The 23,274-nt window shown below is 27.0% G+C and carries 23 protein-coding genes and 1 pseudogene; 14 read left to right on the top strand and 10 right to left on the bottom strand.

Annotated elements, in window-relative coordinates; genetic code table 11:
- The first annotated feature begins 268 nt into the window (after nt 1-268).
- Together ACPKM0_RS03995 and ACPKM0_RS04000 are read left to right on the top strand one after the other, a co-directional pair.
- Nucleotides 269-1,618, top strand: a complete 1,350-nt coding sequence (locus tag ACPKM0_RS03995; protein ID WP_472473530.1) for a sedoheptulokinase — start codon at nt 269-271, stop codon at nt 1,616-1,618.
- Nucleotides 1,619-1,666: 48 nt separating this feature from the next.
- Entirely contained in the window at nt 1,667-2,419 is a 753-nt protein-coding gene (locus ACPKM0_RS04000; protein WP_472473532.1) for a class I SAM-dependent methyltransferase, read from the top strand.
- Nucleotides 2,420-2,467: 48 nt separating this feature from the next.
- Here ACPKM0_RS04000 and ACPKM0_RS04005 read toward each other — a convergent pair whose 3' ends face one another.
- The 5 genes and pseudogenes from ACPKM0_RS04005 to ACPKM0_RS04025 form a co-directional block, all read right to left on the bottom strand.
- Nucleotides 2,468-3,346 carry an MATE family efflux transporter gene (locus ACPKM0_RS04005; protein ID WP_472473716.1) on the bottom strand — a complete coding sequence of 293 codons (879 nt, stop codon included), beginning with the start codon at nt 3,344-3,346 and terminating at the stop codon, nt 2,468-2,470.
- Nucleotides 3,320-3,862: pseudogene (locus ACPKM0_RS04010) on the bottom strand (MATE family efflux transporter); the annotation flags it as partial. The gene ACPKM0_RS04005 and the pseudogene ACPKM0_RS04010, both read right to left, overlap by 27 nt.
- 62 nt (nt 3,863-3,924) lie before the next feature.
- Nucleotides 3,925-4,365 carry a MarR family winged helix-turn-helix transcriptional regulator gene (locus ACPKM0_RS04015; RefSeq protein ID WP_472473534.1) on the bottom strand — a complete coding sequence of 147 codons (441 nt, stop codon included), beginning with the start codon at nt 4,363-4,365 and terminating at the stop codon, nt 3,925-3,927.
- 160 nt (nt 4,366-4,525) lie between these two features.
- On the bottom strand, nt 4,526-5,017 hold the full coding sequence (locus ACPKM0_RS04020; RefSeq protein ID WP_472473536.1) for a hypothetical protein: 492 nt from the start codon (nt 5,015-5,017) through the stop codon (nt 4,526-4,528).
- A gap of 210 nt (nt 5,018-5,227) precedes the next feature.
- Nucleotides 5,228-6,073, bottom strand: coding sequence for a DMT family transporter (locus ACPKM0_RS04025; protein WP_472473538.1), 846 nt, complete (start codon nt 6,071-6,073; stop codon nt 5,228-5,230).
- A gap of 140 nt (nt 6,074-6,213) precedes the next feature.
- Here ACPKM0_RS04025 and ACPKM0_RS04030 point away from each other — a divergent pair, with 140 nt between their 5' ends.
- Nucleotides 6,214-6,648: an NUDIX hydrolase gene (locus tag ACPKM0_RS04030; RefSeq protein WP_472473540.1), complete on the top strand. Its 435-nt coding sequence runs from the start codon at nt 6,214-6,216 to the stop codon at nt 6,646-6,648.
- Here ACPKM0_RS04030 and ACPKM0_RS04035 read toward each other — a convergent pair.
- Complete coding sequence (locus ACPKM0_RS04035) at nt 6,638-7,402, bottom strand: DeoR/GlpR family DNA-binding transcription regulator (RefSeq protein WP_472473542.1); 765 nt, start codon at nt 7,400-7,402, stop codon at nt 6,638-6,640. The genes ACPKM0_RS04030 and ACPKM0_RS04035 overlap by 11 nt on opposite strands.
- Nucleotides 7,403-7,569: 167 nt before the next feature.
- Between ACPKM0_RS04035 and ACPKM0_RS04040 the strand changes: the two genes are divergently transcribed.
- From ACPKM0_RS04040 to ACPKM0_RS04080, 9 genes are all read left to right on the top strand, one after another.
- Entirely contained in the window at nt 7,570-8,601 is a 1,032-nt protein-coding gene (locus ACPKM0_RS04040; protein WP_472473544.1) for a s-methyl-5-thioribose-1-phosphate isomerase, read from the top strand.
- A gap of 20 nt (nt 8,602-8,621) precedes the next feature.
- Nucleotides 8,622-9,269 carry a class II aldolase/adducin family protein gene (locus ACPKM0_RS04045; RefSeq protein WP_472473546.1) on the top strand — a complete coding sequence of 216 codons (648 nt, stop codon included), beginning with the start codon at nt 8,622-8,624 and terminating at the stop codon, nt 9,267-9,269.
- A 14-nt stretch (nt 9,270-9,283) separates the two neighbouring features.
- Nucleotides 9,284-10,114, top strand: coding sequence for a purine-nucleoside phosphorylase (locus tag ACPKM0_RS04050; protein ID WP_472473547.1), 831 nt, complete (start codon nt 9,284-9,286; stop codon nt 10,112-10,114).
- 27 nt (nt 10,115-10,141) lie between these two features.
- On the top strand, nt 10,142-11,272 hold the full coding sequence (locus ACPKM0_RS04055) for a BMP family lipoprotein (protein WP_472473549.1): 1,131 nt from the start codon (nt 10,142-10,144) through the stop codon (nt 11,270-11,272).
- Nucleotides 11,273-11,329: 57 nt separating this feature from the next.
- Nucleotides 11,330-12,868, top strand: coding sequence for an ABC transporter ATP-binding protein (locus tag ACPKM0_RS04060; protein WP_472473550.1), 1,539 nt, complete (start codon nt 11,330-11,332; stop codon nt 12,866-12,868).
- Nucleotides 12,861-14,006, top strand: a complete 1,146-nt coding sequence (locus ACPKM0_RS04065) for an ABC transporter permease (protein WP_472473552.1) — start codon at nt 12,861-12,863, stop codon at nt 14,004-14,006. Before ACPKM0_RS04060 ends, ACPKM0_RS04065 begins: the two co-directional genes overlap by 8 nt.
- Entirely contained in the window at nt 13,999-14,958 is a 960-nt protein-coding gene (locus ACPKM0_RS04070; protein ID WP_472473554.1) for an ABC transporter permease, read from the top strand. Before ACPKM0_RS04065 ends, ACPKM0_RS04070 begins: the two co-directional genes overlap by 8 nt.
- 68 nt (nt 14,959-15,026) lie before the next feature.
- Nucleotides 15,027-16,250, top strand: a complete 1,224-nt coding sequence (locus tag ACPKM0_RS04075) for a hypothetical protein (RefSeq protein WP_472473556.1) — start codon at nt 15,027-15,029, stop codon at nt 16,248-16,250.
- 109 nt (nt 16,251-16,359) lie between these two features.
- Nucleotides 16,360-16,851: a GNAT family N-acetyltransferase gene (locus ACPKM0_RS04080; RefSeq protein WP_472473558.1), complete on the top strand. Its 492-nt coding sequence runs from the start codon at nt 16,360-16,362 to the stop codon at nt 16,849-16,851.
- A gap of 3 nt (nt 16,852-16,854) precedes the next feature.
- On the opposite strand, the gene ACPKM0_RS04085 is transcribed toward ACPKM0_RS04080, so the two are convergent.
- From ACPKM0_RS04085 to ACPKM0_RS04100, 4 genes are all read right to left on the bottom strand, one after another.
- Nucleotides 16,855-18,456, bottom strand: a complete 1,602-nt coding sequence (locus ACPKM0_RS04085) for a phytoene desaturase family protein (protein ID WP_472473560.1) — start codon at nt 18,454-18,456, stop codon at nt 16,855-16,857.
- The gene (locus ACPKM0_RS04090; RefSeq protein WP_472473561.1) at nt 18,456-19,394 is read right to left on the bottom strand and encodes an SDR family NAD(P)-dependent oxidoreductase; all 939 of its coding nucleotides are present in this window, start codon (nt 19,392-19,394) and stop codon (nt 18,456-18,458) included. The genes ACPKM0_RS04085 and ACPKM0_RS04090 overlap by 1 nt, the downstream gene beginning before the upstream one ends.
- A gap of 5 nt (nt 19,395-19,399) precedes the next feature.
- Nucleotides 19,400-19,843 (bottom strand): nuclear transport factor 2 family protein, encoded by a 444-nt coding sequence (locus ACPKM0_RS04095; protein ID WP_472473718.1) that lies wholly within the window; start codon nt 19,841-19,843, stop codon nt 19,400-19,402.
- A gap of 231 nt (nt 19,844-20,074) precedes the next feature.
- Nucleotides 20,075-21,247: an iron-containing alcohol dehydrogenase gene (locus tag ACPKM0_RS04100; protein WP_472473563.1), complete on the bottom strand. Its 1,173-nt coding sequence runs from the start codon at nt 21,245-21,247 to the stop codon at nt 20,075-20,077.
- A 175-nt stretch (nt 21,248-21,422) separates the two neighbouring features.
- Between ACPKM0_RS04100 and ACPKM0_RS04105 the strand changes: the two genes are divergently transcribed.
- Entirely contained in the window at nt 21,423-22,289 is an 867-nt protein-coding gene (locus tag ACPKM0_RS04105) for an AraC family transcriptional regulator (RefSeq protein WP_472473565.1), read from the top strand.
- A gap of 18 nt (nt 22,290-22,307) precedes the next feature.
- Entirely contained in the window at nt 22,308-23,252 is a 945-nt protein-coding gene (locus ACPKM0_RS04110; protein WP_472473567.1) for a dipeptidase, read from the top strand.
- Nucleotides 23,253-23,274 lie beyond the last annotated feature (22 nt).

Consider the following 23,274-nt stretch of genomic DNA (forward strand, 5'->3'; position numbering starts at 1 on the left):
TCATACTCATGCTTGTTGAATTTTCACTGTCTCTCATTATTTTACGAGATTTTTCATCATATAAATTTTTCATTTATTCCTCTGTTAGTTTGTTAAATTTAGATATTGTTAGTATAGACTAATAAATAACAAGGTACAATAAGGTATATTAATTAGATTATCAATTAATCTATTTTTATATAATATTTCTAATAATAATGATTGTGAATATAAGTATAAGGCTTTAAACTAAGTATCATATTTTTTAGTGAAAGGAGGGTAATAATTAATGAATTTAATAGGTCTAGATATTGGAACGACTTCTATTAGTGGAGTTTTATATTCAACAAAAAAGCATGAAATTTTAAAGATTTCTTTTATCGATAACGAATTTTTAATAAGTGGTGAAGGTGAATATATACAAGATCCTAATTTAATATTAGATAAGATAGAAAATATAATTAATGAATTAATAGATTTTTCTTTAGATAATATTATGGCAATGTCATTAAGCTCTCAGATGCATGGAATATTATATGTAGATGATAAAGGCGATGCTGTATCTCCTTTATATACTTGGCAAAACCAAAGAGGCTTAAAAATTATTGAAAATGAAAAGTTAGAAACTTATCTTTCAAATATATTAGGTTATCCAGTTTATACAGGTTATGGGATAACTACTCATTATTCCTTATTGTTAGAAAATAATATTTCTAAGTATGCTAATAAATTTTGTACAATAGGGGATTATGTATGTATGAAGCTTTCTAATTCTACAGTTCCCCTTACAGATATTACTTTGGCTCATAGCATGGGTATATGTGATATTAAAACTGGGAAAAGATCAAAAAGCTTAGAGAAATTAGGAGATGCTTGTATAAAATATATTCCAGAAATTAGTACTAAAATAGAAAAATTAGGAGAATATAAAACAATAGCAGTAATTCAAGCTATAGGGGATAATCAAGCAAGTTTTTTAGGGTCTGTAAAGAATAAAGATAATAGTATTTTATTAAATTATGGTACTTCAGGACAAATTTCTTTCTTTGATAAAGATTATAAAAATTATTTGGGTTATGAGATAAGACCTTTAGGAATTAATGAAGGTTTTATCAATGTTGCTTTTTCGCTCTGTGGTGGTAATTCTTATAAGATACTATCTTCTTTTTTTGAAGAAGTAGTTTTAACTTTTTCTGGCAATGATAATATAAATAGTATGAAAGTTATGGATAATATGGATTTGGATTTTTCTAAAAAAGAAATAAATTGTATGCCATTTTTCTTAGGACAAAGAGGGAAAGAAAGCTCTAATGCTTATTTTACGAATATAACAGAAGCTAATTTCAATTCACATAATATTGTAAAAAGTTTGGTTATGGGTATGGCTAAAGAGCTTTTTACTTTTTACACTAATTTGCCAAATTCTAAAATAAAAAAATTAAAATATCTTGTAGGATCTGGAAATGGAATTAGGAAAAACTTTCACCTACAAAAAGCTGTTGAGTCACTTTATATGAAAAAATTATATTTATTTGAATTACAAGAAGAGAGTTGTTTAGGCTCTATTATCCATGCAGGAAAAGGTATAGGTTTTTATAAAGATTATAAAGAAGGCTCTAAGGATATTGTTAAATATTAAAAACTCATTGTCTTGTTAAATAACTTATAGAAGTATATAAAATATATTATGAGTGATATAGAAAACAAAAGTAGATTCACATCTAGAGTTGAAAATTATGTAAAGTATAGACCTAGTTATCCACAAGATGCCATAAATTACTTGTTTCTAAATGGAATAAATAAAAAAAGTGTAGTAGGTGATATAGGATCTGGTACCGGTATTTTAAGTAAATTGTTAATTGATAGAGTTGAAAAATTATATTGTGTTGAACCAAATTTAGCTATGAGAGACTATGCTAATAAAATGTTATCAAATAATAATAATTTTTATTCTATTGATGCTAGCGCTGAAAATACTACTTTATCAGATAATCAATTAGATGTTATAACCGTTGCACAAGCTTTCCATTGGTTTGATTTAGAAAAATGTAAAAGTGAATTTAATAGGATATTGAAGCCTAATTCTAAAACTTTTCTTCTCTTCAATAATAGACTATCAAATACTTCATTTTTAGAAAAATATGATGATATATTAATTAATTTTTCAAAAGATTATAAAAAAGTTAATCATCAAAATTTAGGGAAGGATGAATTTAATTTCTTTTTTGATAAGAAATGGGAAAAGGTATCTTATAATAATTTCCAAATTTTTAATTTAGAACAATTTATAGGACGGGTTGCTTCTTCTTCTTATACTCCTGAAAAAGGCGATACGAATTATGAAATTTTTTATAGTGAAATAAAAAGAATTTTTGAAGAAGAAAATGTTGATGGTTTTGTGCGATTTAATTATAAAACTGAAATAATTTCATCAACATAAAAAGATAGTCTTTGCTATAAATTAATATAGCAAAGACTAAATATAGTATTAACTCATTTGAGGTTGTAATTTGATTTCAGATTGTTTATGTAATTTAATTGTGCTTTTAGATTTATTGTAATTTATTAATAACGATATTATTGAAATAATTATTGCTAATCCATCAGATAGAGGAACAGCTGCCCAAACACCCATTAATCCGAATAAATTTTGTAATATTAAAATAAACGGTATTAAGAATAAAAATTGTCTTAGTATTCCAAGAATTAATGCTTGTGTACTTTTTGCAATGGATTGATAAAATCCTATTGCATAAATATTAACACATAACAAAGGGAGCATTAACATATAAATTCTAAGCCCAGTTACTGCGATATTAATAGTAGAAGAAGTTGGATCTATGAACATACTAATAAAAGTAGTTGGAAATAGTTCCATTAATAAAAATACTAATGTTGAGAAAGCTATACCTACAATTAATCCTATTTTTAGTGTTTTATATGATCTATCTAGTCTATTAGCTCCATGATTATATCCTATAATTGGTTGCATTCCTTGTTGTATTCCCATAATTGGCATGATAAATAATGTAAATAAACTATTTATTGCTCCCATAGCTGTAATAGCTGCTGTACCACCATATTGTCCTAATCCTCTATTCATAAAACTCATAGCTATACTTGAGCCAAGTGTTGTGATAAATGTTGTAATACCTATAGAAACTATTGAAGTAAAAATATTTAGGTTTGGTATAAAATCCTTAAATGAAAGATGTAAAATACTTTTTCCTCTAATATAGAATGATAAAAGTAGTACTAATCCAACAAGTTGCCCTGAAATAGTAGCTAATGCTGCACCTTCAACGCCCATGTTTAATTTAGCAATAAATATATAATCTAAAATAATATTGGTAATAGCTGAAAGCATCATTGCCATCATTGATAATATAGGTTGATTTTCTGTTCTAACAGCACTATTTAAGTTAAATGAAATCATTTGGAATATAAAACCATATATAATGATGGTAATATAACTTGAAGCATATTCAATTGTATCTAAAGATGCCCCAAACAAATAAAGAAGTTCATCTAAGTTTATTTTCATAATAATTTAAATGATTACTGAAATTAATACCCCAATACTTAACATATTTCCAAAAACATTGCTTGTTTTCTTAAGATCTTTTTTGCCTAAATTAATTGACATTAAAGATGCACCACCAATACCAATAAGAGATGCAAATGCAAAAATAATCATCATAATAGGAAAAGCTATTGTAAGTCCTGCTAAAGCTTCTTCTCCTGCAAAATTACCAATAAATATTCTATCGACTACGTTGTATATTGCATTTACAATCATAGCAATTACTGCGGGGATAGAATATTGTGCTAATAATTTTCCTATCGGTAAAGTTTCTAATTCTTTTGTCTTGTCGTTTTTCAAGTAATTTCTCCAAAAGTGCTAAATAGTTGTTAGAATTAGATATTTTTGAAGAATTTTTATTATTATATTTTATTATAAATTGAATCTAGAGTTTTAAGAGCTATTTCTAAATCTTTTATATCTTTAGAATCTAAATTATTTAAAAGAGAATTAAAATGAATATTTAATTCATCAATCATTTGCTTTGCAATTTCATATCCAAATTCAGATAAACAGAGAGTTGTTTTTCTTTTATCTTCTAAAGATGTTTTTTTTAATATAATATTTTTCTTTACTAATTTATCAGTTAAATAAGTAAAAGAACCACTTTTCATATCAACAGCATCAATATAATAATTCATGGTTTTATTTGGAGTGTGATAAATTTCCATTATTGCTTTAACTTCATTTTTTTTAATTGGTATTTCAGAATTAGGTTTAAATGAACTTAATACTTTGTGTAAAAATCTAGGTAATGTATTAATTGACATACCAAGGTTTTTTAAATCTAGTGTTTGAGGCATAATAATCTCCAAAAAATATCTTGAATTCTAACTAATATATAAAGTAATTGTATAAACAATATAAGTCAATAGAAAATTGTTAGAATTCAAGATATTTTATAATTTAAAAAGCAACTATGTAAATAGTTGCTACTATAACAAGATGAAAGTAAATATTAAATTATTCAACGTAATAATTTATAATGTTTGTACTTGTATAATCACCTGCGTCTAAATCAGATTCACCATTCCAAGAGAAATAAAAAGTACAAAGTGTTTTTGGATTATTCAAATGGTTACCATTATCCAAACCAACAGAATATGGGAAACTTATATTACCTTGACCAATAACGCTAGGAGTAATTCCAGAATCATTTCCATTTTCATCATTATTTATAAATTCACCAGGTTCAATGTTTACTTTTAAAGTTAAATCATTTCTCTTGTTATATCTTGCATCAATAGTATAATCCCCAGTTGTTCCGTCATTTGTAATATCAACAACTACTGTGTCTTCTCCAGCATCTGCTATTTCAACTCCTGAACTATTTTTAAGGGATAATTCAACGGATTCAGAAGCAACACTAGTTGATAATATTACTTTACCAGTTTTTGCAAATAATCCTACACTTGCTATTAGAATAATAGCTAGAATTGTTAATAGTTTTTTCATAAAACACCTCCAATAACAATTACAAATACATATAAATACGTAAGAAACACATGTAAATATATGTAAAATACACATAAACACATAATAAGCACACTAACAATAATAAATCCTTAGTATTCTACTTGTCAAATTGAAAAAGGTAAATTTTTGCAAAAAAGATGTATTTTTAATTAGGAAACATTGTCTATTTAAATAATAGTATGGTTATTATTATTTTTTAGAATTTATTATTAGACCTGTGAAGATAAGTATAATTCCTATAATAGTATTAATTGTATATGCTTCGTGTAGGAAAAGAATTCCTAATAAAGAAGCACTTAGTGGTTCTGCTAAAGTATAAGTAACAGTTTTTGCTGCAGAAGTTTTTTTAATTCCTAATGCAAAAAGAGTGTAAGCTAAACTTGTTGCTATTATTCCAAGATATAAAAGAGGTATAATTTCATTAGATGTGATAACAAAATCATTTCTATAAATCAATAATATTGGAGATAGACAAATTGCCCCAAAGAAGAAGATTATACCATTTGTTTTTATTCTTGAATTATTAGCATATGCTTTTTTAGAATTAATTACAAAAAGAGCATAACTAAAACCTGCAGAAAGAGCACATATTATTCCAAGTATATCTGTTTGTGTTTGATTATTATTATAGAAAATAAATATACAACCTAAAATTGATATTAAAGTTGCAAGTACCCACTGTTTACTTAATTTGACTTTAAATATTTTATTTATAATGCCAGTAAAAATAGGGGCACTTGATATTGCTAGAATTGTTCCAAGGGCTACCCCTAATCTAGAAACACCAATAAAGAAAAAAGGCTGATATATAGAAATACAAATAGATGAAATAAATATTGATTTTTTGTTAACTAAATTCTTAAAAGTTGATTTCTTTTCTAAAAAAGAAGTAAAGAATAAAAAGCTTCCTCCAATAATCATTCGAAAGGTAGCAACAACTAATGGTGGCATAGCTGAAGATAAAAAAGTTTGAGAAGTTCCAGTTGTTCCCCACAATATGGCACCTAAAAGAATTAAAAAAGGATAATAGTTCATAAGTAATTCATATTACTATATATGATATAAAAAAACCATATAAAATCTTAAATTGATTATTTGCCCTTTAGTTTTATTTTTTTGCTAGGTATGTTATAATAATTATTTGAAAAATAACTTTTTAATTATTTGGGGGATAAATGAAAGTTAATACTTATCATGGGGCTGGAATGCTATTATGGCACAAAGAAGAAGATGGTAATATATCTGTACTATTAGGCAGAAGAAGCTTTAATCCTTGCAAAAATCTTTGGAATATCCCTGGGGGAGGGTTTGAAGATAAAAAAGATGGATATGATAATAATTTGAGAGCCTATTATAAAACTGCAATAAGAGAAACTTATGAAGAATTTGGAATAGAAGTTGATAATTTAGATAAAAGACCATTGTGGAAAATGCATGTTCCATTTTTTAATTGGGAAGTTTATGAATCTGAAATAAAATCAAAAATAAACCCGTCTTTTAATATGGAATTTTCAACTGTTAATTGGTTTGATATTGAAGATTTACCATCAGATTTAGGACTTTTTGTTAAATCTCAAATTAGAAATTTAAAAAAGAAGATTAGTAGTTAAGGATTATTTCTTTAGTAACTATGAAACTAATCCATTCATCACTTGGTTTTTTATCTGTAATAACATAATTAATTGGATCATAGTTAGAAATTTTAGTTAAGCAAGATTTTCCCAATTTAGTATGGTCAACAATTAAAAAATTAGTATCACTATTTTTTATCATCTTTTTTAATATTTGAGCTGCAGCTTCATTATCATGACTAAGGCCAAAATCAGTAGATATTGCAGTAGGACTTATAAAAGCTTTATCAGCATGTAAATTGTCTAAATTAGATAATGTCGTATTTCCCCTAAATGCATTAGAGTTTGAAATTAATGTTCCACCTAAACTTATTAGCTTTATAAATGGTGAAGAAGATACTATATTCATAATAGAAAGTGAATTAGTAATAACTGTAGATTTTACTTTGTTTTGTTTTAATAATTTAGCAATGCAAAAACTAGTTGAACTAGAATCTAACATTAATACATCTCCATCATGAATGTACTTTATAGCAATTTTAGCTAAGGATTCCTTTTCTTTTACCATAACTTGTTCTCTAAGTTTAATTGGTATAGATTTATCAAACGTATCAATTTTGTAAGCTCCACCATGAACTTTTATAATACCAATATTTTTCCTAGATAAATAATCTAAATCACTTCTTATTGTTTCCATTGTTACATTAAGTTTTTGCGCTAATACTTTTACTGTAATAGTCTTTTCTTTATCTAAAATCTTTTTTATTTGGTTTCTTCTTTCATTAGCAAGCATTTTTTACCTCAAAACAAAATTTAATATCTTTTTTATTAAACTAACACTAATAGTATGTTATGTAAAGAAATATATAGAGATAATTTTGTTTTATTTTTCTTGACTTTTGGTTTTTTTCGTGTTTATATGATAAAAACAAGTGAAAACAAAATAAAAAAAGGTGTTGTATGAAAAGATTAGATGATTCTTTAGCTTTTATATTAAAGCATGAGAATATTGCCTGGTATAGTGAAGGTAAAGTTAGAATTCTTGATAGAAGAATTTATCCTATGGAAGTTAAATTTGTTGAATGCACGTCTCATAAAGAAGTAGCAAAAGCTATTACTGATATGGTAACTCAAAGCTGGGGGCCTTATTTTGCTGCTGGTATGGGTATGGCATTAGCTGCTTATGAAGCAGATAAACAAAATGAAAAAGATTTTATAAGTTTTATGCATAATGCTGGTATAGCATTATATACTGCAAGACCTACTACTTCAGCTTTTATGAAAGAAATTGTTGAAAAATGTGAAAATGCAGCTATAAAAGCAAAAGTAAAAGGCGAAAGTGCTATTGATGCAGCATTTAATACAACTCTTGAATATTATGAAGAAATTTATTCTTCATGCCAAATAATGGGCAGACATTTAGTTGATAATTTTCCACAAAAGGGAACTGTAATGACTCAATGTTGGGCAGAAACAGTTGTTGGAATGATGCTTAAAGCTATTAGAGAAGATAATAAAGATATAAAATTTATATGTCCTGAAACTCGACCTTATTTACAAGGAGGAAGATTAACAGCTAGTTGTATTAAAGACATGGGTTTTGATGTAACTGTAATTACTGATAATATGCCAGGATATGTTTTAGAAAAGAAAAAAGTTGATGTATTTACATCTGCTGCTGATGTAATTTGTATGGATGGTCATATTGTAAATAAGGTTGGAACATTTCAAATTGCTTTAGCTTGTAATTATTTTGATATTCCTTATTATGTAACGGGGAAACCAAATTTATCTCATCCTGATAAAGCTTCAATTGTTATAGAAGAGAGAGATCCAGAATTAGTGTTACATGCTCTTGATAAGAAATTTACATATGAAGGAGTTAAAGGTTACTATCCTGCATTTGATATTACTCCTCCATCTCTTTGCGCTGGTGTTATTACAGATAAAGGTAAATTAGATCCAGATAAATTAGAAGATTATTATAAATAAAAATAAGGAAATATAGAGAAATGGATAAGTTTTTAAAAGAAAGAGAAGAAGTTGCTCAAACCATGAATAGATTATTTGCAAGAGGTTTAACAACAGTATCAGGTGGAAATATTAGTTTAAGAATAAATGATGAATTATTTTGTATTACTCCATCAGCACTAGATAAAAGTTGTTTAACAGCAGATAAAATTGCTATTGTTGGTTTTGATGGTACTAACCATACTCCTGAATTTAAATTAAGTATTGAAAGTGAAATTCATAGATTATTATTAATTAATAGACCTGAAATGAATGCTGTAGTTCATTCTCACCCAATTTATGCATCAACATTTAGTGCAATTGAAGGGGAGAAATGTAATATTTTAACTAAATTAACTGCTGAAGCTTATTATTTTATGGGTGATGTTATTAATGTACCATATCATTTAATGGGAACAGAACCGTTAGCTCATGAAGTTGCAAAATATGCAAAAGATTATGATGTAATGTTAATGAGAAATCATGGTGCTATTGTTTTAGCAAAAGATTTATTAGGTGGATTTGATAAAATGGACCTTTTAGAAAGAGCTGCAAAAATGACTGTAATTGCAAAACAATTAGAATCTTGTGGTGTAAAATTAAGTGAATTAAATGAAGCTCAATCTAAAGAGATTGAAGCTTTATGGTAAGGTAGAGTTTATTTATGTCTGAGTTAAATTTTTTAGAAAAGGTTAATGCAAGTGCTGCCTATATAAATGAGAAAATTAATTGTGATATCGAAATTGCTTTAGTTTTAGGTAGTGGATTAGGTGAATTAGCAAATGAAATAGAAAATCCAACTATTATTGATTACAAAGATATACCATTTTTTCCAAGTTCTACAGCTCCAGGTCATTATGGAAGATTAGTAATCGGAAAATTAGGTGATAAAAATGTTGTTTGCATGCAAGGTAGATTTCATTATTATGAAGGCTATGATACAAAAACAATTTGCTATCCAATTTTTGTGTTCAATCAGTTAAAAATTAAAAAATTAATTTTAACAAATGCAAGTGGTTGTTTACATGATGAATGGAATGTAGGTGATTTAATGATTATTAAAGATCAAATTAAATTGATTGCTGAAAATCCATTAAGAGGTGAGAACTTTGAAGAATTAGGCCAAAGATTTTTCGATATGTCTAACACTTATTCTTCAAAAATGGTACAATTAGCGAAAAATTGTGCAAAAGAAATAGATTTGCCAATTAGAGAAGGAGTATATCAATTTGCCAGTGGTCCAAGTTTTGAAACTGCTGCAGAAGTACAACTATATAAAAAATTAGGTGCTGATGCTGTTGGAATGTCTACAGTATTTGAAGCAATAACTGCAAGTTATTTTAATATGGAACTTTTAGGTATAAGCTGTTTGACTAATATGGCAACAGGAATAAGTAAAACTTTATTAGATCAACAAGAAGTAATTGATGCAGGTAAAAAGGTAAAACCTCAATTTATTAAATTATTAAAAAAAATAATTAATAAATGGGATTAATATAAGAATTTCTAAGGAGAAAAAGTTATGAAAAAATTGTTGTTAATCGTAATGTGCATGTTTAGTGTAACATCATTAGTTTTTGCTGGTGGTAGTAGTGAAGAAGTTGCTCAAGAAGAAGGCTTAAATATTACTATCGTTACTACTCCATCAGGTGTTGATGATGGTTCTTTTAACGAAGAAAACTATAACGGTATTTTATCATTTATTGAAAAAAACCCAGGTGCTAGTGTAAAACCTTTAAGAGAACCTAGTGGTGATGTTGCAAAAGCTTTAAAAGTAGCTTCTGATGTTGTAGCTGATTATGATGTTGAAGTATGTACTGGTTTCCAATTCGCAGGTATTTCTCAATTAGCTATTGATAATCCTGATACAAAATTTATCTTAGTTGATACTTTCCCATCAGATCCTAATGATCCTTTTAGTACTGTTGTTTTAGATAACGTTTATGCTATGCAATTTGCAGAACAAGAATCTGGTTTCTTTGCTGGTGTAGCAGCTGCTTTAGAAACAAAAACTAACAAAGTAGCAGTAATCAATGGTGTAGCTTATCCTTCAAATGTTAACTACCAATGGGGTTTTGAATGTGGTGTTTTATATGCTAATGCAAAATATGGTACTGATGTAGAATGTGTTGAATTAGCTTCTCAAGCTGGTACTGATGTAACAGGTGCTAATGTTGGTGGTAACTATGTTGGTTCATTTGCTGATGAAGCTACTGGTAAAATCGTTGCTAATCAATTAATTGCAAAAGATTGTGATATCTTATTTGTAGCTGCAGGTGGTTCTGGTAATGGTGTATTTACAGCTGCTAAAGAATCTAACGGTAGTGTAAAAGTTATCGGTTGTGATGTTGACCAATGGGATGATGGTACAGTAGGTGATGATAACATTATTTTAACAAGTGTATTAAAAGTAATGGGTGTAAATGTTGATAAACAATTACAAAAAATCAACGATGGTACTTTTGTTGGTATGAACGAAGTATTAAACGCAACTACAGATTCAACAGGATTCGTAAAAGCTGATGGTCGTCAACAATTAAGTGCTGATACTATCGCTAAAGTAGATCAAGCTTATGAAGCTGTAAAAGCTGGTACAATTGTTCCTGCTTCAAACTTCGGTGGATTTACACCTGAAGGTTTTGTAATTAAATAATTAATTTATTCTAGTTCATTACTCTTAATTGAGTAATGAACTATTTGGGGAAAATAAATGAATAATAACTTTGTTGAGCTTAAACATATTAGCAAAGTTTTTCCTAATATTGTAGCAAATGATGATGTTTCATTAGATGTAAAAAAAGGCGAAATATATGCAATTTTAGGTGAAAACGGTGCTGGTAAATCAACATTAATGAGTGTGCTTTTTGGTTTGTATGAGCCAAGTGCAGGTGAAATATTTATTAAAGGAGAAAAAGTAAATATTACTTCTCCTCTTGATGCTAATAAACTTCATATTGGTATGGTACACCAACATTTTAAACTTGTTGATAACCAAACAATTGCTGAAAATATAATATTAGGTATTGAGCCTATAAAAAAGAAATTTGGTTTTATTAGAAAAGTTGATATTAAAAAAGCGAACGAAGATGTAGCTTTATTATCAAAGAAATATCATTTGGAAGTAAATCCTACCGATTTAATTCAGGATATAGCAGTTTCTACAAGACAAAGAGTAGAAATATTAAAAATGTTATATCGTAATGCTGAATTATTAATTTTTGATGAACCTACTGCAGTTTTAACACCACAAGAAATTGAATCTTTATTAGAAATAATAAAATCATTAAGAGATAGTGGTAAAACTATAATTATTATTACACATAAATTAGATGAAATTAAAAAAGTCGCTGATAGATGTGCAATTTTAAGAAAAGGTAAATTAGTTGATGTATTAGATGTAAAATCTACAACAACTAAAGAAATGTCATCATTAATGGTTGGTCATGATATTTCTTTGGAAATAAAGAAAGAAGATATTGCTTATGGTGATACTGTTCTTTCAGTAAAAGATATTAGCAGTATAAATAAAGATGGCGTTCAAGTATTAAAAAAAGTTTCTTTTGATGTAAGAAGTGGAGAAATTTTAGCTGTTGCCGGTGTATCTGGTAATGGACAAGTTGAAATTGCTGATGCAATTACTGGCTTAATAGATATTAGTGAAGGAACAATTTCTGTAAATGGTAAAGAGTTAAACAATTTATCAATTAGAGAAAGAAGTGAATTAGGTATTTCTTATATTCCTGAAGATAGACATAATGTAGGACTATTATTAGATTTTACATTATCTGAAAATTTATGTCTAAAACAATATTATAAAGAGCCATATTGCTCAAAACATGGTGTATTAGATTTTTCAAAATTTGATTCCATTAGTAGTGATTTAATTGATACTTTTGATATTAGATGTGGTGAAGAAAGAGAGAAAACTATAGTAAGAAGCATGAGTGGAGGAAACCAGCAAAAAGCAATTATTGCTAGAGAAATCCATAGTGACGGTGAATTAGTTATATTTGTTCAACCTACTAGAGGTTTAGATGTTGGTGCTATTGAAATTATACATAACCGTATTGCTCAATTAAAAAATCAAGGGAAAGCTATTTTATTGATTTCACTTGAATTAGATGAAGTAATGTCTTTAGCTGATACAATTCTTGTTATCTATAATGGTGAAGTTCAAACTATTGAAGATGCAAAAGGATTAACTAAAGAAAAAGTCGGGGAATATATGATGGGAGTTCACCATGCTTAAAAAACAAAATTTATTTAAAAGAGCTTATGTGGGCTTTTGTGGTCCGGGCAAACATCAATTACTTAGAGTATCTTTATTTTGTCTTTTATTAAGTTTATTAGGTGGAGCTATATTATTATTATTATTAGGTAAGGATCCACTTGTAGCATACAGAAGCTTATTACAAGGTTCAGGTATTTTGCCAAAAGCTAAATATCCAGGTAAAAAATCACAACTTACTGATTTTTTAACACTATTAAATTATACAGTTCCTATGATTTTTGCATCTCTTTCAGTAGCCGTTGCCTTAAAATGTGGATTATTCAATATTTGTGTTTCAGGTATTATGGTTTTATCAGGATTTATAGCAACAGTATTAGTTGGTTATAGTGATATAACATCAATAGTTGCAAAGATTCTTGTTATACTAATTGGAATAGGTGTTGGTGCTTTAATGGGAGCATTAATTGGTTTTCTAAAATATAAATTCAATATGAATGAAGTTGTTGTTGCAATCATGTTTAACTATATAATTAGCTATGTTGCAAGCTTTTTTATTCAAACAAAATTTGTTGACCCTGTTACTAGACAGAGTGTTGAGATTAATGAAAATGCAAGATTAACTTTAGTAGATGTTGAAATGTTTAATCTAAGAATGAATATTACAACAGTTTTTATTTTAGCTTTAATTTTTGTATTTGTAATTAAATTTATGCTAGATAAAACAAAATTTGGTTTTGAATTAAAATCTGTTGGTGCAAATCAAAAAGCTTCTAGATATTGTGGTATTAAGGTTGGAAGTACAATAATTAAAACAATGATAATTTCTGGATCTTTAGCAGGTCTTGCAGGTGTAACTTATTATTTAGGTGCTTATGCATCTATTCAACCAAGAGTAGTTCCATCCTTAGGATTTGATGCTATTGCTGTAGCTTTACTTGGAAATATGACTCCAATTGGTTGTTTTTTAGCTTCTATATTAGTAATGATTTTTGAAACTGGAACAGCATATTTATCATCAAGAATTGGTGTATTAAGAGAAATTGCAGCATTAATAACAAGTATATTATTATTATTTAGTGCAAGTAGTGGTTATTTTAGATTAATTGCAAACAGATATAAACTCGAATTATTAGATAATGGAGGTAAAAATGAATAATATTATAATTGATTCAATGGCTTTTACTTTGCCTTTATTTATTATTTCTATTGGTGGTATTTTCTGTGAAGGTAGTGGAGTTACTAACTTAGCTTTAGAGGGTTTACTTGGAATGGGTGCTTTCTTTGGTGGTTTATTTGTAGCTTTATTAACTACTTCTTTTGTTGACTCTCAATCTTCATTAGTTTATTTATCCCTTTTTGCTGCTATGGCTGGAGGTGCTTTATTCGCAATGCTTTTTGCTCTAATGGCACTTAAACTTAAAGCAAATCAAGTTATCAGTGGTGTTGTAATTAATATGTTATCAGTATCCTTAACTGCATTTTTAACTAACCAATTAAATATTTCAATTTTCGGAGAATCCTCAAATAAGTTTATGTTATTTGTTTTTCCTAAAATTACAGTTCCTTTTTTAAGTAAGATTCCATTTCTTGGTGCATTCTTTACTGATGCTTATGGATTTGAATTTGTAATAGTAATTGTTGCATTAATAATGGCATACATATTATATAAAACACCTTTTGGTATGAGACTTAGAGCTTGTGGTGATAATCCTCACTCTGTTGCAGCAGCTGGTGGAAATGTATTAAAAATTAGATTTATTGCTATATTAATTAGTGGAGCAATGTCTGGTCTTGGTGGTATGTGTTTTGCATATTCTATTTCAACAAATTTTTCACCAAGTATTTATGTTGGTTATGGATATTTAGCTATTGCCGCATATATATTCGGTAACTGGAAAATTTCTAATACTTTATTAGCTTGTTTAATTTTCGGATTCGCAAGAAGTACAGGTTATTTCTTTATTCAAAAATTAGGCTTGCCAAGTAGTTTTAGTGATTTAGTATTAACTTTCCCATATATTTTAACTTTACTCTTATTGTTGTTCTTCTCTAAAACAACAAAAGCTCCTAGAGCTTTAGGTGAAGTTTATGATAAAGGAAAGAGATAAATAGATAAGGTAAATCTTTAAGATTTAATTATATAAGAAGAATAAATGAAAATTTATGGAGAGAAATTATGAAAAAAAGTAAATTAATTTTAACTGTATCATTAATTGCAGTATTATTAAGTTCTTGTGCAACTCAAGAGGTGATGATTGAGAGTGATGTTATCTCTGATAGTCTTTATTTGTCTACAACTTTAGATGTAAACATTGAAGATTCAATTTCAGAAGATCAATTAATTGATGAAATTGCAACTATTAGTGAAATGGATTTATCAACTGTTAGTGATGTTTTTGTTGCTTTAGTAAAAGCTGGTGAATTTGAAGAATTAGCATTAACTTATACTGAAGAAAAAGCTCAAGCTAGATTAGACTATTATGGTATTTCTGATGTAAAAACTTCAGATGCTAAATACGTAGCATGTGCTTTAGATGCACATATGATAGATATAGATTGTGCAAAAAGTGTATTAGCTGATTCAATTTCTAGTGATGTAGCAAATACTTTAGTTATGAATGTTGCTCAAGTTTTAGGTGTTGCAAGACATTATGTTGGTAAAGTATCAGATAGTGATATTATGAATAAAATTGCAACTACATTTGATTCATACTATATCTTTAGTGATAATAATTTAGATATAGTTGGTAAAGAATTAGTTAAAGCAAAAGCATCTACAGGTTATAATTTAAAGAAAGAAGGTGAAAATGCTAATTTCATTTCAGATTTAACTATTAAATATGGCCATTGTGAAGAAAAACATTTAAAACAATTAGTAGCTTTATTAAACAGTGAAGGTATTGATGCAAAATTACAAATCGAACCTAAAGTGTCTGTTTATCAATATATGTTAGAATGGGGCCCAATTCCTGAACCATCATATTCATATTTTGTAGAACAATACAGTGATGATTTTTATTTAGTAAATGCTTTAGAATATGATGCATTATTTGAATTTGAAAATGAAGCAGATTTATTAGATTTTGATAGAATTATTAATCAATATTCTAAGAAAAATAGTGAAAACCAAGCTGAAGGAAGTGATGTTAAATTAATTTCTGGTGCATGGTGGCAACCACTATATAGCACAGAAGATATGCATGATGAAGATGCTTATCAAGCAATTTATGATTGTGTAGCATTAGATGGTGGATATTCAATTCACCCATTTACTTTAGTAGAAACTAAAGATCAATTAGCAAGTGATATGAGAATATTAACTGATGCAACAATTGATTTAAGAGAATTCTATGTAAATAATGCATTCTATCGCTATTTAACAGGTGAATCTTGGGAATAAGAGATATAGATTAACAACTTTTGGGATTATTGATTTTCAATAATCCCATTTTATTTTTTATTTATTATTAATTATGTGCTATCATTAGTTATTAAATGAGGAGATAATTGTGGATAGATTTGTTAATGAAAATTATAGTTTTAGATTTGCAACAATTAATGATATGGATTTAATTATTGATTTTATTACAAAATTAGCTAAATCTAAAGATAAGATGCATAAATTAGATTTAAATGAAGAAACTTTAAAGTATTGGATTTTTGATAGACATTTAGCAAATGTTTTTTTCCTCATAAATGATAATAAAGAAGTTGGTTTTGCTCTTTATTCCTTTAACTTTTCCATATTCAAAGGCAAAGGTAGTATATTTTTAGAAGATATTTATATTCTAAAAGATTATAGAAATCAAGGATATGGCAAAATTATGCTACAGAAATTATGTCAAATAGCAAAAAGGAATAAGCTTAATAAAATTGAATGGACATGCCCAAAAAATAATGAAGAATGTGTAAAGTTTTTTAAATCTATAGGTGCTAGAGAAATTAATAAAAAAAGAATCTTTAGATTAGAAGATCAAAATTTAGAAGCCTTGATGCTTTAATAATTATTTTTTATTTTTATTAATTATTGTATCTGCAGCATATTTTCCTGTTAATATAGAAGTTGGTATTCCAGCTGGGCTATAAGCCCATTGGCCTGCTTGATATATATCATTTATTGGAGTAATAACTGCTTTCCCTATTTTAAATAATTTATTTACAACAGGTGTCTCCCTTTCATATGTCCAGCCTGTTATTGCACCTTGTGAAGTGTTAACACGTTTTTGGATTGTTAATGGGGTGTAGGAAAATTTAAATAATATATGATTATTTAAACCTAGATATATAGAGGATGATAAAACTTCAATTATTTTATCTTCCATAATTGCTTTAAATTCATCATACCAATTAGCTTCTTCTATTTTTTTTATGAAATCATATTCAAATAAAACACTTGCAATTAATCCTGTTTTTCCATTAGGAGATAACTTTTCATTTCTTATAGAGGGAATTGATATTTCAAATGTGTTGAATTCAAAGAATTGATCAATCCAATTAATAATTTGCTCTTTACTATAACTTTCAAAATTAATAATTATATCATTGAGTTTTGATGTGTGGATATTGTTTAATCCTTTTTTATTAGGAGTATAGAAAAAATGTCCATTAGAAATGTCTGAAAAATAGGATACAGGTTTATCAATGCCTAAATAAATTGAGAAAACAGAATCACCACCACGGCTTTTTAATAATTTTTCTTTGGTAATTGTGAATTTATTATATACCTTTTTATTTAGTTTTTTCGTATTCATTAGTGAATATAAATCATTTAAATTTGATGCCCATATCAAATTTGAATATGAATATATATTACCTTTATCATCAATTACATTGTGATCTATTGGGTTAATTTTGACTATTGTAGTATTATTTTTAATTATTAAACCATCTATAAGTGCTTTTTCTTTTAATTTTTTTGTTACTTCTCCTGTTCCGTTTTTTGGATAGATGTAATCTTGATATACATAAAAGTAACCTAAAGCAAAAAATGTAGATGTGTTTTTAAAAAAATGTTGGCTTATCATATCGATTAATGATTGATTTTTTGTATATTTTTGTAAAAAAAGTTCAACAGGTTTATTTAATCTATTCATATGTAATACAGATTTAACAAATTTAGGGAACCATGGAAGTAGTTCATGAATTAAATATTCTTTATCTTTTGTAAAATCTTTCTTAAATATTGGATTGTCAAACCCATACATTATTTCCATACTTTTTGTAATTTTGTATATTTGCTTAAAAATTATATCAATATCATTAATATTATTAGGAAATGTTGTAATTAATAAATCTTTAAATGATTTTATAGATTCTAAATTTGTAAAAGAAATTACATTATCTTCTATTCCTATAGAAACAAGACTATCTTCAAACTCGATATCAATTCCCAAATCTTTGAAAAGTGGTTTAACAATACCTGAGTTTTCAATTGATCTTGCGCCTACATCAAAAATAAAATCTCTATAATTAAAAGAATTTAGGAGGCCACCACAGTCTTCATTTTTCTCAATTAGTGTAACTTCATATCCTTCTTTTGTAAGGTATGCTGCGCTTGTAAGTCCTGCAAGACCTGCTCCAACTATAACAATAGGTTTGTCATTCATTATTTTAACCCACTTAAACTAATAGATTTGTCCCACAGTTTAAAAGCCATTTCCTTATCGAGTGCATGAGGGGCAGGTATCTCTTTTTCTGTCAGATTGAAAAAATAACCATTATCTTTTTCAACTTCTTTTGAGATTCCTAAATAATAAAGTGCTTTTCCTGCAATTTCAGGAGGTCTTGATGATGGTAATACCAAAAGATGTTTAAAGATTCTATATAGTTTTCCGTTATTTTCACCCATATTACTTTTTACATTGCCAGGATGCATAGAATTAATTGTAATATTTAATCCTTCATAATATTTAGATAATGTTGTCATTGACAATATTTGAGCAGTTTTTGCATTACCATATCCTTTTAATCCTGTATAATGATGCTTTTTCCAATCTAAATCATCGATTAGTACTCCCGATAATGCAAATCTATGTCCTTCAGAATTTACAAATAAAATCTTAGTTTGTTTTTGTTTTGCAAACTTGTCTTTTAGCATATAATTTAAGATAAAAGAACTTAAATAGTTTACTTGAAATACTGTTTCTATATTATCTTTAGTAAATTGTTTTGTAGTGAGATAGGTGCCAGCATTATGGATAAATACATCTATATTTTGCTCTATTTTACTTAGTTTTAATCCTAAGTCTTTTACTTGATCTAAACTTGTATAATCGCAGATTAAATAATCACATTTAATATTATATTTATCTCTAAATTCATTACATAGTTTTATTGTTTTCTCTTCATTTCTGTTAATAAATAATAAATCAGATCCTTTAGTAGCATATTCAACTGCTGCACAGTATCCTATTCCAGAAGTAGTTCCTGATATAACAGTAAATTTTCCTTTAGCTGAATCATTACAGACTTTTGGATCATTTTTATTATTTCTCATCATGTCAAAAATGTTAGACCATTTGTATTCTTTTAAGTATTTATTCATATAGTTTATCCAAATTTCTTTCTCATAAATTTTCTATAAGATTTACAAAATCTAGGAATATTATCAAAAATATCACCCCATAAATCATAGTAATCTCTTTGTTCAATTATCATTCTATTTTCATTGAGTAGAACTCTACTCATTCCAAAGATTGATGAGTTTGGATATTTTTTAAAGCTTAAAGTCATTTCCCATTCTAAAACAATGATATTTCCATCTTCACAAGAGTTTTTGATTTTCATCTTTAAATCGTTAGATCTATCTGTGAGCCTTTTAGTCATTTCCTGAAATTCTTTTTTCCCATGAATTTCTTGAACAGTATCTTTAAAAAATATATTATCGTCATAATATGGAATAATATGAGACCAATCGGGTTTACCTTCAGTATTGTAGATATCGGTCCAAAGAGTACTGAGGTGCTCTTTATCTTTTATTTTATATTCAATAATATTCCTCCTTTTTCAAAAGGGTTAAAAAAGTATTTTAGTAATTTATGGAAAAACTTCTTTTAGCTTTTGTAATTTTAGTATCGTATATTTATATATTACCATAGTTCATTTAAGTGTCAAATGTAAAATATTTATCTAGGTTACTATAAAGAATAAAAAAATATCAAAAAAAACTACCACAATATATGTAGTAGCTTATTAAATGTTAATAAAGGATTATAATATAAAGATTTATTTTTCACACATTTTAAGTATGTTTTTTACATCTTCTGGATAAAGAGTTTTAAATCCTTTGATTTTGTCATTTTGGCAAGCTTTTTTGCTCATAATATCAAACTTTGAATCATCTATTTTTAAATCTGTTAAATTATCAGTTAATTCTAAATCTTCAAAGAAGAATTTTTTTAATTTCTTGATTGATAATTTTGCAATTTCCATATTGCTTAAGCTATCATCGATATTAAATACGTTTATACCAAATTGTCTAAATTTATAAGCTGTTGATTCATCTAGAGTATATTCAAGCCAATTAGGAGTAATTATAGCTAATCCTAGTCCATGAGTAATATCATAGTAAGCAGATAGTTCATGCTCTATTGGATGACAAGTCCAATCATGAGTTTTCCCTCCAGCTACAAAACCATTAATAGCCCAAGATGAAGCCCACATTAAATTTGCTCTAGCTTCATAATTATCTGGGTTATTATAAGCAATAGGAGCATATTTTATTACAGTTTTCATAAGGCCTTCCATAACTGTATCTAACATGTATAATCCATCATCTGTATTAAAATATACTTCCATTATGTGGTTTAATATATCTGCAGAGCCACAAGCTGTTTGATATTTATTAACACTGAAGGTTGAACTTGGATCTAGAAAAGAAACCTTTGGTCTTAAAGGTTCAAAAGCCATACCGATTTTATCATTAGTTTCTAAATTAGTGATAACTTCATTAGCATTCATTTCTGTACCAGTGGCAGAAAGAGTTAATACTGTGATTAAAGGGAGTGCTTTTTTTACATCAACTTTATTTAACATAATATCCCATGGATCATTATCATAATAAGTACCTGCAGCAATTACCTTTGTGCAGTCAATAACTGAACCACCACCTACTGCAACTAATACATCAATATTTTCTTTTTTACAAAGCTCTACACCTTTTCTAACTGATGTAATTCTAGGGTTTGGTTTAATACCTGATAATTCAAATATTTCTAAACCTTCTTTTTCTAAATCTTTTATAACTTTTTGATATAATCCACTTTTTTTAATACTACCACCACCATATGTGAGTAGTACTTTATTTCCATAAACTTTAGTTTCTTTGCCTATATTATTGTTTAATTGATCTGTACCAAAATAGACTTTTGTTTTAATATCATATATAAAATTATTCATATTTTGCTCCTCTTTTATTATGATTTATTGTATATATAATATTAAACTAATTAGTTGAAATTAAAATGCCTAATAATTGATAAGGTTTTGCCTAATCCTATACAAAAGTTATAAATTGATATAATTAAGCTTGTTTTTCTTTCAATATTCTATATTCTTGAAATAAGAGGGAATTATGAATTGTCAAGAAGTTATTAATTATATTGAATATTTTAAGTTACAAGAAGGGTTTAATGAAACAATAGTTAAAGGTGTAAAAATTTTTAAAAACGATTATTCATTAAAAAGACAACTGTTAGATTATAATCCAGGGATATTAATTGTATTAAATGGTACTAAACATGGTTATATTAAAAATACTCATTTTGAATATAGCAGAGATTATTATTTAGTATTACCTACTCATTTGCAATTTGAATGTGAGGCCGTTGCAACAAAAGAAAATCCTGTTTTTGGTCTTCATATAGAATTAGATATTGAAATATTACAAAACATGATCTTAAAAATGGATAATATAACACCACCTGTTGTAAATGTTAATACCTTTAAAGCAAATCCACTAAAGATAACAAAAGAAATAGAAGATGCTTCAAAAAGATTATTAGAATCATTAAAGAGTATAAATACTGCGAAAATATTAGCTCCATTAATTGTTAATGAAATTTTTTATTATGTTTTAAATGGTGAAAATATCGACATATTATATTCTCTTTGTATAAATGGTAGTGAGTATGATAGATTAGCTAAAGCTTTGAAGATTATTCATACAAATTATTATAATCATATTAGTGTAGATGAGCTTGCTAAAGAGTGCTATATGAGTCCTTCTAATTTTTATAAAACTTTTAAAAATGTCACAGGGGAAACTCCAATTCAATATTTAAAAAAGATTAGGTTAAAAAAAGCTAAAGATATGTTAGTATATAATAATAAAAAGGCTTATGAGGTTGCACTCTCAGTTGGCTATGAGAGTAATTCTCAATTTTCTAGAGAATTTAAAAGACTTTATGGTAAATCTCCAGCCGCTTATAAATTAGATTAAACTATTAAGGAAATATTTATGCAAATAGTAGATATGCACTGTGATACTATAGTTAGAATGTTTAAAAAGAATCAACATCTTGATTCTAATAATCTTCACCTCGATGTGCAAAAAATGAAAAAAAGTAATTATTTATTACAAAATATGGCAATATTTTTAGATTGTACTAAAGAAGAAAAACCTAATGTTTTAGCAAAAGAAATAATTAAATTTTATGAAGAGGAAACTTTTATTAATGATATTAATAAAGTTAAAAAGTATAGTGATATAGATTTTAATAAAATTAATTCTATGTTAACTATAGAAGATAGTAGTATTGTTCCTTTTAATGAATTAGAAGACTTTTATAACTTAGGAGTTAGGATGATAACACTAACATGGAATTACCCAAATTTAGTAGGTTATCCTAATTTAGATGGTTATAATCTTAATACCCTTAGTGATATGTATAGAGTTGATAATGAAAATGGCTTAACAGAATTTGGGAAAAAATATGTTAAGAAAATGAATGATTTGAATATCATTGTTGATGTATCTCATGGATCTAATAAATTAGTTGAAGATGTTTTATCTTTAAGTGATATTCCTTTTGTAGCATCTCATTCAAATTGTTTTAGTATATCTCCAGTTGGAAGAAATCTAAATGATAATCTAATTAGAAAAATGATTGAAAAAGATTGTGTTATTGGGATGAATTTACTAACGGAGTTTGTAAATGATAAAGCTACAATTTCAACAATTGATGATATAATTAAACATGTTGATCATATTTTAGATTTAGGTGGAGAAAACTCTATTGGATTTGGATTTGATTTAGATGGTATAGATTCTACAATTGAAATTGTTGATTCTTCAAATGCCAAATTGATAGTTGATAGGTTAAATAAAAGATATAGTAAAGAAATAGTTAATAAAATAACTTATGAAAATGTACTAAATTTGTATAAAAAAATATTGAAGTAAAGCTAATTACTTCAATATATAT

The sequence above is a fragment of the Pleomorphochaeta sp. genome (assembly GCF_050031695.1).
Taxonomy (GTDB): Bacteria; Spirochaetota; Spirochaetia; order Sphaerochaetales; family Sphaerochaetaceae; genus Pleomorphochaeta.

Bases quoted from the DNA above. Each gene is read 5' to 3' on its own strand.
- ACPKM0_RS03995 (WP_472473530.1), top strand. From the start codon at position 269: ATGAATTTAATAGGTCTAGATATTGGAACGACTTCTATTAGTGGAGTT.
- ACPKM0_RS04000 (WP_472473532.1), top strand. From the start codon at position 1,667: ATGAGTGATATAGAAAACAAAAGTAGATTCACATCTAGAGTTGAAAAT.
- ACPKM0_RS04005 (WP_472473716.1), bottom strand. From the start codon at position 3,346: ATGCTTTCAGCTATTACCAATATTATTTTAGATTATATATTTATTGCT.
- ACPKM0_RS04015 (WP_472473534.1), bottom strand. From the start codon at position 4,365: ATGCCTCAAACACTAGATTTAAAAAACCTTGGTATGTCAATTAATACA.
- ACPKM0_RS04020 (WP_472473536.1), bottom strand. From the start codon at position 5,017: ATGAAAAAACTATTAACAATTCTAGCTATTATTCTAATAGCAAGTGTA.
- ACPKM0_RS04025 (WP_472473538.1), bottom strand. From the start codon at position 6,073: ATGAACTATTATCCTTTTTTAATTCTTTTAGGTGCCATATTGTGGGGA.
- ACPKM0_RS04030 (WP_472473540.1), top strand. From the start codon at position 6,214: ATGAAAGTTAATACTTATCATGGGGCTGGAATGCTATTATGGCACAAA.
- ACPKM0_RS04035 (WP_472473542.1), bottom strand. From the start codon at position 7,402: ATGCTTGCTAATGAAAGAAGAAACCAAATAAAAAAGATTTTAGATAAA.
- ACPKM0_RS04040 (WP_472473544.1), top strand. From the start codon at position 7,570: ATGAAAAGATTAGATGATTCTTTAGCTTTTATATTAAAGCATGAGAAT.
- ACPKM0_RS04045 (WP_472473546.1), top strand. From the start codon at position 8,622: ATGGATAAGTTTTTAAAAGAAAGAGAAGAAGTTGCTCAAACCATGAAT.
- ACPKM0_RS04050 (WP_472473547.1), top strand. From the start codon at position 9,284: ATGTCTGAGTTAAATTTTTTAGAAAAGGTTAATGCAAGTGCTGCCTAT.
- ACPKM0_RS04055 (WP_472473549.1), top strand. From the start codon at position 10,142: ATGAAAAAATTGTTGTTAATCGTAATGTGCATGTTTAGTGTAACATCA.
- ACPKM0_RS04060 (WP_472473550.1), top strand. From the start codon at position 11,330: ATGAATAATAACTTTGTTGAGCTTAAACATATTAGCAAAGTTTTTCCT.
- ACPKM0_RS04065 (WP_472473552.1), top strand. From the start codon at position 12,861: ATGCTTAAAAAACAAAATTTATTTAAAAGAGCTTATGTGGGCTTTTGT.
- ACPKM0_RS04070 (WP_472473554.1), top strand. From the start codon at position 13,999: ATGAATAATATTATAATTGATTCAATGGCTTTTACTTTGCCTTTATTT.
- ACPKM0_RS04075 (WP_472473556.1), top strand. From the start codon at position 15,027: ATGAAAAAAAGTAAATTAATTTTAACTGTATCATTAATTGCAGTATTA.
- ACPKM0_RS04085 (WP_472473560.1), bottom strand. From the start codon at position 18,456: ATGAATGACAAACCTATTGTTATAGTTGGAGCAGGTCTTGCAGGACTT.
- ACPKM0_RS04090 (WP_472473561.1), bottom strand. From the start codon at position 19,394: ATGAATAAATACTTAAAAGAATACAAATGGTCTAACATTTTTGACATG.
- ACPKM0_RS04100 (WP_472473563.1), bottom strand. From the start codon at position 21,247: ATGAATAATTTTATATATGATATTAAAACAAAAGTCTATTTTGGTACA.
- ACPKM0_RS04105 (WP_472473565.1), top strand. From the start codon at position 21,423: ATGAATTGTCAAGAAGTTATTAATTATATTGAATATTTTAAGTTACAA.
- ACPKM0_RS04110 (WP_472473567.1), top strand. From the start codon at position 22,308: ATGCAAATAGTAGATATGCACTGTGATACTATAGTTAGAATGTTTAAA.